The organism is Archangium sp., assembly GCF_036389735.1.
In the GTDB taxonomy this organism is placed as follows: Bacteria; Myxococcota; Myxococcia; order Myxococcales; family Myxococcaceae; genus Archangium.
Map to the genome: position 1 here is coordinate 1 of NZ_DASVWK010000349.1, position 10,039 is coordinate 10,039.

Consider the following 10,039-nt stretch of genomic DNA (forward strand, 5'->3'; position numbering starts at 1 on the left):
GGGCGTGGTGTTCCTGCGTGAGCGGCTCACCGGGACGCAATGGCTCGCGCTCGTCTTCGTGAGCGCCGCGTCCGCGGGGGCCGCTCTCACCGCGCGCCGCGTGGCTCCGCCGGTGGAGGCCTGAGAGCCATGACGCTCGGCGCGGAGGGGGGCTCCGCGTCTCCGGGACCGTGCCTTCTCCGAACGAGTTCGTTTCCTGGCCAATCACTCACCGTGCCCACTTGCTGGATCCAGTGAAAAGCCGCTTTGCCACCGATCCAGGTCAACATAGGCGTCCGATCGTTGTCTATTGGTATTGCCGCCCCTCTCCCCCCTCTACTCGCCAACGCAGCGCTTGCGGCCCTTCTCGCTCCTGCACTAGAACAGTTCGGCAACACAGAGGGGGGAATCCACATGTCATTTTGGAACTGGAGCAGGCGTGCCGCATCTCTCGTGGCCACGCTGCTGGCCGTCAGCATGCTCTCCGCATGCGACAACCCGGGCAGCACCGCGTCGAAGAACGCGCGCGCGGAGATCAAGGTCCTGCTTCCCCAGGGGCTCGACAGCACGGACGTAGCGCGGCTCGGCGTCGTGGTCGAGGGTCCTGGCATCGCCACACCCATCGCCGTCGAGCTGGGGCGGAACGGCTCGGCCTGGGAGGGCGTCGTCAACGACATCCCCGCGGGCGCCGACCGGCTCTTCACCGCCACCGCCTATGACTCGGGCTCCATCGCCCTCTACAAGGGTCAGGCGGGTCCTCTCTCCATCCTTTCGGCCAGCACGGCGAGCGTCGCCATCGTGCTACAGCCGGTCAATCCGCTGCCGCCCTTCGAGAACGTGGCGCCGCGGATCGAATCCCTGGCGGTGTCCTCCAATCCGGTGCAGCCGGGTGGCACCGTCACCCTGACGGCCCGGGCGTCCGACTCCAACCCGAGCGATACCTTGAGCTACACCTGGAGCGCGCCCGCGGGCACCTTCGGCTCCCCCACCTCCGCGACGACCTCCTTCACGGCCCCCGCCAACGAAGGCGTGCTGCGGCTCCAACTGGAGGTGAAGGACTCGAGGGCGGCGAGCGCCACCATGGGTCTGGACCTCCACGTGCAGAACCCCGGGTCCGTCGGAAACGCCGTGGTGTCGGCCAGCTTCAACACCTGGCCGTCCATCTCCTTCATGACGGGGACCCCGTCTCCCCTGGTGCCCGGCGTGCCCACGAAGCTGTTCGCCTCGGCCACCGATGCCGATGGCGATGCCTTGAGCTTCTCTTGGAGCAGCGGCAACTGCCCCGGCTCCTTCGATACCTTGAGCAGCCCCCAGGTCGTCTTCACCCTGTCCCCGCAGTCCTCCACCAGCAGCTGCTCCTTCCAGGTGCTGGTCTCCGATGGACGCGGGGGCCAGCAGAAGGGCACCCTCATCCTGCACATCGGCGACAAGGCCGCGCCCGCCGCGCCCGTCGCTCGTCCAGGCACTTCACGCACCGTGCTCAGCCGCAAGCCGGTGACGTTGGACGGCAGCGAGAGTTCGGCCTCGAACGGGGCGCTCCTCACCTTCGCCTGGTCCTTCGTTTCGCGCCCCTCGGGCAGTACCGCTGCGCTCTCGGACCCGACCGCGATGAAGCCCACCTTCATTCCCGACCTGGACGGGGACTATGTCGTCCAGTTGGTCGTCAGCGATGGCGACCACCTGTCCGCGCCAGCGACCCTCGCCCTGACCGCCCAGAACCGGGCGCCGGTGGCCAACGCGGGCGCCGACCTCGTGGTCTCCGTGGGCTTCACCGTGAGCCCGCGAGGGCAGGGGAGTGACGACAATGGCGACACCCTCTCTTTCACGTGGACGCTCACCCGCAAGCCCACGGGCAGTACCATCACCTTGAGCGGGGCCAACACCCCGGCGCCCTCCCTCAAGCCCGATCTCGAGGGCCTCTACGAGCTGTCGCTCGTGGTGGATGACGGCCTCGTCGCGAGCCCCGCCGACACGGTCGTCATCTCGGCCGAGCGCCCCATCACCCGCGGGCTCAGCCACCGCGTCCTCGACGCCGAGTACAGCAAGGCGCTCGACCGGGTCGTGATGGTCTCCACCAACCCTGACACCCTCTACCTCTACAACCCGCTGACGCACACCGAGACCTCGGTGGTGCTGCCCTTGACGCCCACCTCCGTCAGCGTGGGACCGGACGGAAAGTTCGCGGTGGTGGGCCACGACGCGTACATCTCCTACGTCGACCTCTCCACGCCGGCGCTACTGAAGACCATCCCGGTGAGCGCGGACGTGTTCGACATCGTCCTCGCCGGCAATGGCTATGCCTATGTCTTCCCCCGTGTGGACCAGTGGGTGTCGATCCACTCCATCCACCTCGCCACCGGGACGGAGACGCTGGGCTCTTCCTACGGCGTGCGCGCGGGCACGCGGGCGCGCCTGCATCCGGGTGGCATCGCCATGTACGGTGCCAACAACGGACTGTCCCCGGACGATATCGAGCGGTATGACATCAGCGCCGGGAGCGCCAGGGTGGCCTACGACTCGCCCTACCATGGCAGCTACTACATGTGTGGGGACCTCTGGTTCTCCGAGGACGGTGCCCGCATCTTCACCCGTTGCGGCAACACCTTCCGCGCCTCCAACGTCAGGTCCGAGGACATGGTCTACTCGGGGGCACTGCCCGGGGTCAGTGGCATCCGCCACCTGACCCACTCCACCGCGGCCAACCGCATCGCGCTGGTGCAGGAGAGCTACTCCAGCTCGGACGTGGGCAGGCAGGTGCGCCTCTACACGCCCGACTTCCTCAACTTCGATCAGGCCATTGCGCTGCCCCCCTTCAAGGCCAACGCCACCGAGTACGCCAGCTACGGCCGCTTCGTCTTCTACTCCGCGGCGGGTGACAAGCTGATCGTCGTGGTCCAGGCCGACCCGAGCTCCGCGATGCTGAACGACTACGGCATCGTCACCTTCTGATGAGCTGAACGTCAGAGCGCCGTGACACGCAAGGGACGTCCCGCCCGGTGCGTCCCCCGCTCGCCGTCACGCAGCGCGAGCGCCCCATTGACGAGCACCGCGCGGACACCCGTGGCATACGCGAAGGGCTGGGGATAGGTGGCCCGGTCCGCGACGCTGGCCGGGTCGAACACCACGACGTCCGCCGCCATCCCGGGGGCGAGCAGTCCACGGTCCTTCAGGCGCGCGCGCGAGGCAGGAAACCCCGACAGCTTGTGGATGGCCTGCTCGAGCGTCAGCACCTTCTTGTCGCGCACGTACACGCCGAGCACCCGGGAGAAGGTCCCGAGCGAGCGCGGATGCGGGTGGCCGCGGCGCGCCGCCCCCTCCAGCGCCACGGCGGAGCCATCGCTCGCCGCCATCCAGAGCGGGTGCGAGATGATGCGCACGAGGTTCTCCTCGCTCATGGCGAAGCCGACCATGCCCACGTCCCCGCGGCTGCGCTGGAGCAGGCCGACCGCCGTCTCATAGGGAGAGGCGCCGAGTGCCGCGGCATAGCTGCCGAGCCGCTGCCCTTCGGCGGCCCGGTCCGCGCCATGGGCCACCGCGGACACCATCACGTTGTCCCAGCCGCCGATGCTCTCCACCTTCGCCAGCGCGGCTGCCCGCAGGCGCTCTGCCCACACCGGATCCACGAGGCGCGCGAGAAAGGCGTCCGCGCCACCATCCCGGCTCCAGGCGGGGAAGAGGTTGGTCAGGTTGGTCTGGTACGCCGTGTAGGGATAGCGGTCGAAGGAGAGGTCGACACCCTCTACCGTGCGCGCCTGCTCCAGCCGCGCGAAGACCTGATCGAGCTTGCTCCAGTTCCTGGGGCCCGATGTCTTCAGGTGGGAGATGTGGAGCGGGCAGCCCGCGCCGCGCGCGACGGCAATCGCCTCGTCGATGGCTTCGAGGAGCCGCTCGTCCTCGTTGCGCAGGTGCGTCGCGTAGACGAGCCCGCGCGCGCCGAGCGGACGGCAGAGGGCAATGAGCTCCTCGAGGGAGGCGAACGCCCCGGGCGTGTACTCGAGCCCGGAGGACGCACCGCATGCCCCCTCGGCGAGCGCGGCCTCGACGAGGGCCACCATCCGCGCCAGTTCCGCGGGCGTGGCGGGACGGTTCTCCTCCCCGATGACCGATTCGCGCACCGTTCCGAGCCCGACCATGCTCGCGACGTTGACGGCGGGCGAGAGGCGCTCGATGGCCTCGAAGAACGCGCCCATGCTTTCGAAGGAGCGGTCCGAGCCACCTCCTGCCACGGAGGGCGCCGGTGCGCGCGTGCGGGGCGCTCGCGAGAACCCATCCTGCCCGGCGACGACGGTCGTCACGCCCTGGCGGAGGACGGACTCGGCATTCGGGTCATCGAACAGGGTGCCATCCGCATGGGAGTGGAGGTCGATGAAGCCCGGTGCGACGGCGAGCCCGCGCGCATCGATCAGGGTGCGCGCCCCGGCTCCCTCCAGCGCACCGATGGCGACGATGCGCCCTCCCGCGATGCCCACGTCCGCGGCCACCCCTGGTGCGCCCGTGCCGTCATAGACGGTGCCGCCCTGGACCAGGACGTCGTAGGTCTGACCCGCCCCAGGCCTCTGTCCGCGTCCCGCGCATCCGAGCGCGCCCGCGCTGGCCAGTGCGAGCGCCGAGCCGAGCACAGTGCGGCGTGTCAGCGGCGTGGGGGCGGCGGAGGTGGCCGGGCGGCGAGTCGTGGGGTTGGACGGAGCCATGGGGCACGTCTATAGCCCACTGGGAGGTCGGACGGTTCGCGCTCGCACGGTAGCGGCGCGAACCGCGCTCACGACCGCATCAGGTTGCCGATCCGGCGGAGCAGCAGCGGATGCGTCAGGTTGCGCTCGGCCTTCTTGGAGAGACCGTTCGCGCACACCTCGCGAACCTGCTCGAACAGGGCCTCCTCATTGATGAACTTCAGCAGCTGCGGGCCGACCGTCAGCAGGGTCAGGCCGTGGATGGCGATCCGCGGATCGCCCACCAGCTGCGCGGCGACGTTGTCCGAGCTGAGCTCGTCGGCGCGCGAGAGGGGCCGGAACATCGCGCGGATGGCGCTGCGAGCCGAGCCGGTGTGACCCAGGGCGATGTGCGCCAGCTCGTGACCGACGATGAAGCCCAGCGCCCGCGGATCGTGGCTCGCCAGCGCGCCCCAGACCATGTCGTCGGTGAGGAGGAGGAGGTCCTTCTTTCCCAGCTTCACCGCGAAGCCGTTCTGGACGTTCTGCTCGACGATGTAGACCTCCGGGGTGTTGGCCATTCCGAGCCGGCGGGAGAACGACTCGACCATGGCGTACAGCTCCGGGAGCTGAGCGGGGCTGACCTGTACGCCGGAACCACGGATCAACGCGCGAACCTTGCGGGCCTGGAACCAGGCGATGATCGCACCGATGACCATGAGCACGAGCGAGATGCCCATGGTGGTCAGTGCCGCCACGAGAGTGCCGACCGCCAGGAGGAGGTAGCCGAGGAGCGTGTACAGGGTGGTGCCGGACGCCACGTGCTTGCTGGCCTGCACAGACACGTTGGGAAAGTCGAACGAGGGGAGCGAGCCCTGGGGGCTGGTTGTCAGCGCCTGCGCGGGTGAGCGCGACAGGGCTCCGGTCGACGACACACCCGGTGATTCGTAGGGATTCTGCTGTTTGGGGGTCATGGGCTGCATGGTGACCTTTCAAGTGGGGTTGAAGTGGCGGGCGTATGACACCCGACGATGGACCCGCGTGCAAGTTCTCGGGGCTCCTAGCCCAAGAAGGGGCGCAGCAGTGCGTCCGCTCGCGCCCGGTCCTTGAACATGAGCGCGAGCCCCACCACCGTCCCATGTCCCGTCTGGGGCGAAAACGCCTGGGCCACCAGCGTCTCCAGCTCCACGACACGCCCAGCGAACTCCAGCACCAGACTCAGCACCACCTCCGTGTCCCGGGGGAGCTGCTTGGAGGTGGAGATGAAGACCGCCCCCATGCGCATCTCCCGCTCGTACGCCTGCTGGAAGGAGGCCTGGAGGGGATAGACCAGCTCGAAACGCTGTACCTGGAGCTCCTGGTTCAACGCCTCGTTGAGCACCTCCCGGGGCGTCAGCAGGCGGACCCCGAAGCCGCTGCGCTCCAGGGTGCGCAGCTCGGGTGGCACCAACTTGTGCCGGCGCACCTCCCCCTCGAAAAGCAGGTAGCGCTCCGCCTCCACGAAGAGCTGGACGTGCAACCGGGTGTCCAGCTTGGGAATCGATGCGGCGATGACGAACAATCCCGTCACCGATACATCCCCCGTGAAGCCGGACTGAGTCAGATCCCTCTCCCCGAACCTCACCATCAACCGACGTTTGATCCGACGATGTTGGCGCTTCTCTGCCATGCGTCACACCTTCCCCAGCCCACGCGAGGATGTCAACGTGCCGGGAAAGCCGGGTATGGGGTCCTTTGACACCTTCCCCGGGTACCCCCGGAGAGCCCCCATGCGTCTCGAGCTCCACTCCCTTACCTCCCTGGAGGAGAGCGTCCTGCTGCGTGGGGGCCAGGTGGTGGGACGCGGGCGCACTGAGCGCGACTTCTTGTACGTCCTGATGCTCCACTAGGAGCGAGGCGAGCCTGCAGTGGCTCATCCCGCTGGCCCTGCTCGCGGGAGGGCTGTGGCGGGCGGCCCATCGTCGGCACGCGGGGACGTTCCTGCGGAGGGAAGTCGGCCTGATGGTCTCTTCTCTTCTCCCTGTCTGGCCCTACAATGCCCCACGTGATGAACTTTCGACCTTCACGTTGGGGTGCGGTGCTGTCTCTCTCCCTGGTGCTCGGGCTCTGCCTGCCGGGGCCGAGTGCCTGGGCCGCCAGGAGCGCGCGGAGCGCCAGCAAGGCCAAGGCCCGCAAGGGTCCCCAGCCGAAACTGCTCTTGCCCGCGGAAGACGCCGAGCTCAAGCCGGGCAAGGTCACCTTCATGTGGCGGGTGGTGGCCAAGCGCGTGCGCCTCGAGGTGGCGCGTGACGATCAGTTCACCGACACCGTCTTCGACGAGGCGGTGAAAGGGCGCCAGACGGCGCTCTCGCTCGAGCCCGGCACGTACTACTGGCGGGTGACGGCTCCTCGGGGGATGCCTTCCGACCCGCGCGGGCTGACCGTGGCCGCCGAGCCGCAGCCGCAGCCGCGGGCGGCGCCTCAGTCGGAGCCGCAGCCGATGGCGACCGAAGGCATGGGTCTGGGGCTGGACCTCACCGGGGCCTCCCCCCCAAGCGCCACCAGCGAGGCTGCTCCGAGCGACGCGACCGCCCAGCCCTCCGCCGAGGTGACGAGCGGCTCGAACGAGCCCACTGAATCGGTGGTGGCCGAGGTGGAGCGTGAGTCGTCTTCCTCGCAGCGCGGCTCGAAGAAGCGGTGGAGCCTGTTCGTCGGTGGCTCGGCCGCGTATGGCGCGAGCGCGCCCCACTCGATGGCGACGCTGCGGTACGAGGCCAGCGTCGGGGTGCGGATCGCCAATCCCCTCGAGCTGAGCCTCGCCGTGGGTGGCACGTCGATCAAGGCGCTCGGCACCCCCGACGCGAGCTGGCCGTACTACACGTGGATCGGGCAGTACTACTTCGACCTCGGAGGGCGGTACCGGCTGGTGCGCTTCGAGGACGCGGCGTTGTACGGGCTCGTGGCGGGGCGGCTCTCCTTCTTCACCGGCTTGGAAGAGCGACGGGGCTTCCTCGTGGATCGCGGCCCGTTCTCGGCCGGTGCCGGTATTGCATTCCGCTTCCGGGCGGGCCTCCCGGTGGAACTCGGCCTGCGCGGCAACGTCCTCACCGGCAAGACGCTGGGCGGCGAGGTCGAGTTCGGCCTGCGCGTGCTCGTCTTCTAGGCGCGAGCGCCGGGCCGCCGCTCGCCCCGGACGAGCACGCTGAACTTCAAGTCGCGCGTGGCGGTTCGCATCTGGGCGACGGCGATGGGGTAGAGCCGCATCGTCTCCATGACCGCCCCGTCGATGGACGGGATCTTCTTGAGATCCTCCTCGGTGATCGAGCCCTGGGCAAAGAGCGCGTCGGCCTCGCGCTTCACGCGCTCGAGCACCTCGGGGTGCAGCCGTGGCGCATGACGGTGCGCAGCTCGTTGTGCAGCTCGCCGTCCACGCCGGTCAGCGTCTTGGTCGCGCCGTACTCGTTGACCAGTCCCTCCCAGAACTCCTTCGAGCGCAGGCTCTCGCGGCCCTCGCGCGTGGCCATGATCTCAGGCGGGAGCGGAGCGGACCAGCAGGAGCACCGCGGTGAAGTGGAGCCCCGCGCCCAGGATGGTCAGCGCGTGGAACACCTCATGGTAGCCGAACACCTCGGGCCGCGGGTTGGGCCGCTTCGAGGCGTACGCGACCGCGCCCAGCGTGTAGGCCACCCCACCCACGAGGATGAGCGTCAGCTCCGTCATGCCAAGCGAGCGGCGCGCCTCGTGGAAGTAGGGCACCAGCGTCCAGCCCACCCCGACGGCGAGCACCGCCGTGAGGACCTTCGGCGCGTTGACCCAGAACAACGACTTCAGCACCCCCAACAGCGCCCCGATCCAGACGGCGAGCAACAGGCTGTTGCCGGCCGCCTCCGGCAGGCCGATGAGTGCGACGGGCGTGTAGGTGCCCGCGATGAGGACGAAGATGGAGGCATGGTCCATCCGCCGCATCCGCGCCCTCGCCGGTACGGACCAGTTCACCCGGTGGTACGTCGCACTCACCGTGAACAGGGTGACGAGGCTGACGGCGAACAGCGCCGCCGCCGCGGCGGACCGCGCGCTGGGCGCCATGGAGATGAGGACGAGCCCCGCCCCCAGGGCCACGGCGGCCGCGAACTGGTGCAGTACGCCCCGCATACTGGGCTTCACGGGCGTCTCGAAGTTTCGCGGGCCCACTGCCTGGCCGAGTGAATTCACGATGTCTCCCTGCACGGGGTGGCTCATCATCCCGAAGAAGGAGGACGCCCCCGGCGGCCATCCTACGCCAGGTTCCGGCCCGAGCCCTGGTAGGGTCCGGGGCTTCCCAGGCTGGTAGGTTCCAGCCACAGCACGGGATGGAGGACTCACATGGTTGTGCGGATGGCTCGGCGTATGAGGGCCCAGGGACCGGATAACAGCCAGCTCGCTGTCTCCGTGACGGTGACCCCCGCCCTGGAGCAGCCAGCGGCGGAAACTTCCGTCCCCTGACTCACGGTTCCCCACCCACATGAGAACACCCCCATGACCTTCACTTCCCTTGGCCTCTCGGAACCGCTCACCCGTGCCGTGGCCGACCTCGGCTATGACGCGCCCACGCCGGTCCAGCGCGAGGCCATCCCCGCAGTGCTGGGGGGCCGAGACGTGTGGGCCTGCGCGCGGACGGGCTCGGGGAAGACCGCCGCGTTCCTCCTGCCCATCCTGCACGCCCTGAATGCGCACCCGGGCCGCGCGCCGAGGCAGGTGCGCGCCCTGGTGCTCGTCCCCACGCGCGAGCTCGCCGCGCAGATCTCCGAGGCGGTGGGCCGCTACGGACGCCACCTGCCAAGGCCGCTGAAGACCTGTCTCGCGGTGGGCGGCGTCTCGGCCAATCCCCAGATGATGGCGCTGCGCGGTGGCGCGGATCTGGTGGTGGCAACGCCCGGACGCGCGCTGGACCTCGCGAAGCAGAACGCGCTGCGACTCTCCTCGGTGGAGACGCTGGTACTCGACGAGGCCGACCGGCTCCTGTCGCTAGGCTTCGCCGACGAGCTCACGCGCCTGCTGGCGCTGCTGCCCACCCGCAGGCAGAACCTGCTCTTCTCCGCGACCTTCCCACAGGCGGTGCAGACGCTCGCGGCGCAGCTCCTGCACGAGCCCGTCCGCGTCAGCGTGGAGGCGTCCGCGCCGCCCGCCGGCGCACAGGAGGCCCAGAGCACCATCGAGCAGCGCGTCATCGAGGTGGACACGGACAAGCGCACGCCGCTGCTGCGCCGGCTCCTCGAGACGCACGCCTGGTCCCACGTCCTCGTCTTCGTGGCGAGCCGCCATGGCGCGGACCACGTCGCACTGAAGCTGAACCGCGCCGGCATCCCCGCGGCGGCTCTGCACGGCGAGCTGAGCCAGGGCGCGCGCACGCAGGCGCTCGCGGACTTCCAGGCCCAGCGCGTGAAGGTGCTCGT

General features: G+C 69.3%; 9 protein-coding genes. 3 read left to right on the forward strand and 6 right to left on the reverse strand.

The annotated features are described in order from the left end of the window. Positions 1–393: 393 nt before the first annotated feature. The gene (locus tag VF794_RS12195; RefSeq protein WP_331109912.1) at positions 394–2,928 is read left to right on the forward strand and encodes a PKD domain-containing protein; all 2,535 of its coding nucleotides are present in this window, start codon (positions 394–396) and stop codon (positions 2,926–2,928) included. 11 nt (positions 2,929–2,939) lie between these two features. On the opposite strand, the gene VF794_RS12200 is transcribed toward VF794_RS12195, so the two are convergent. From VF794_RS12200 to VF794_RS12210, 3 genes are all read right to left on the reverse strand, one after another. Beyond that, on the reverse strand, positions 2,940–4,670 hold the full coding sequence (locus tag VF794_RS12200) for a D-aminoacylase (RefSeq protein ID WP_331109914.1): 1,731 nt from the start codon (positions 4,668–4,670) through the stop codon (positions 2,940–2,942). Between the two features lie 68 nt (positions 4,671–4,738). After that, positions 4,739–5,602 carry a M48 family metallopeptidase gene (locus VF794_RS12205; protein ID WP_331109916.1) on the reverse strand — a complete coding sequence of 288 codons (864 nt, stop codon included), beginning with the start codon at positions 5,600–5,602 and terminating at the stop codon, positions 4,739–4,741. An 86-nt stretch (positions 5,603–5,688) separates the two neighbouring features. Next, positions 5,689–6,297: a PilZ domain-containing protein gene (locus VF794_RS12210; RefSeq protein ID WP_331109918.1), complete on the reverse strand. Its 609-nt coding sequence runs from the start codon at positions 6,295–6,297 to the stop codon at positions 5,689–5,691. A gap of 408 nt (positions 6,298–6,705) precedes the next feature. On the opposite strand from VF794_RS12210, the gene VF794_RS12215 reads away from it, so the two are divergent. Continuing rightward, entirely contained in the window at positions 6,706–7,770 is a 1,065-nt protein-coding gene (locus VF794_RS12215; RefSeq protein WP_331109920.1) for a hypothetical protein, read from the forward strand. Here VF794_RS12215 and VF794_RS12220 read toward each other — a convergent pair. Genes VF794_RS12220 through trhA form a run of 3 tightly spaced genes read right to left on the reverse strand, consistent with a single transcriptional unit; the run spans position 7,767 to position 8,819 of the window. After that, positions 7,767–7,967 carry a cytochrome P450 gene (locus VF794_RS12220; RefSeq protein WP_331109922.1) on the reverse strand — a complete coding sequence of 67 codons (201 nt, stop codon included), beginning with the start codon at positions 7,965–7,967 and terminating at the stop codon, positions 7,767–7,769. The two genes, VF794_RS12215 and VF794_RS12220, sit on opposite strands and share 4 nt — an antisense overlap. Next, positions 7,964–8,131, reverse strand: a complete 168-nt coding sequence (locus VF794_RS12225) for a hypothetical protein (protein ID WP_331109924.1) — start codon at positions 8,129–8,131, stop codon at positions 7,964–7,966. The genes VF794_RS12220 and VF794_RS12225 overlap by 4 nt, the downstream gene beginning before the upstream one ends. Positions 8,132–8,135: 4 nt before the next feature. After that, entirely contained in the window at positions 8,136–8,819 is a 684-nt protein-coding gene (gene trhA, locus VF794_RS12230) for a PAQR family membrane homeostasis protein TrhA (protein ID WP_331109926.1), read from the reverse strand. Positions 8,820–9,122: 303 nt separating this feature from the next. Between trhA and VF794_RS12235 the strand changes: the two genes are divergently transcribed. Continuing rightward, positions 9,123–10,039: DEAD/DEAH box helicase (locus tag VF794_RS12235; protein WP_331109928.1), on the forward strand; the 917-nt coding region annotated here is incomplete at its 3' end.